Source organism: Ligaoa zhengdingensis, from assembly GCF_014384885.1.
Classification (GTDB): Bacteria; Bacillota; Clostridia; order Oscillospirales; family Ruminococcaceae; genus Ligaoa; species Ligaoa zhengdingensis.
In genome coordinates, this window is sequence record NZ_JACRST010000090.1 from 1 (window position 1) to 915 (window position 915).

Annotated in this window: 1 protein-coding gene; it reads left to right on the forward strand. The window is 59.0% G+C overall.

The features are described 5' to 3' along the window. A partial coding sequence (locus H8711_RS13825; RefSeq protein WP_346728226.1) for a hypothetical protein occupies positions 1-915 on the forward strand: 915 nt, incomplete at both ends.

Below are 915 nucleotides of genomic sequence, written 5' to 3' on the forward strand. Positions count from 1 at the left end.
GGTGGAGGGCGAGATTCCCTCCGATGTGGATAAGAGCATGCTGGAATCGCTGATCAAAGCGATCGACGGAGTGTTCGAGGAAGCGCGTTACACCGAGGAGAGCTGGGCGGCGTTCGATGCAGCGCTGACCGAAGCGAAAGCGGTTGTGGAGGACAAGAACGCGACCCAGGCGCAGGTTTACGAGACCTATCTGGCGCTGGTGAAGGCGCGCGACGGTCTGGAGTATGCGTCGGACGACAGCCTGCTGCAGCTGGCGATCAGCCTGGCGAACGACCTGCTGGCGGATGAAGAGCTCGACCTGACCGAAGAGTCGAGAGAGGCCATCCAGAATGCGCTGGATAAGGCGGAGGCGCTGGCAGACGACGCGACCCAGGAGGAAATCAACGCTGCATATGACGAGCTGATGTTTGCGATCGTAAGCGCAGAAGAGATCGTCGTGGATAAGTCGAAGCTGGAAGCGCTGATTGCCGACATCAAAGAAAATGTGAATGGCAGCTACAAGCCCAGCACCTACGAGCCGTTCGTAGAGGCGTTGGAAGCGGCCAAGAAGGTCGTAGCCGACGAGGAAGCGACCCAGGAAGAGGTTGACGCAGCTTATGATGAGCTGGCGGAGAAGCTGGCGAAGCTGGTTCTGAAGGCAGACTTCAGCCAGTTGGAAATGGCGTACAACCTGGCGCTTGAGATGATCGAGAGCGGCAAGTACGACGAAGCGACCCTGACGGAGCTGAAATCCCTGATGGAGGATGCAAAGACCATGCTGGACGAGCAGGAAGCGGATGCACCTGAGATCAAGGAGAAGGCGAGTGCGCTCACAGTGGCGATGTCGAAGGTGCGCCTGGCGAAGGTGATCGAGACGCGCGAGGCGGAGATCGACGCGACGAAGTACACAGCGGCGAGCATCGAGGAACTGGAAGC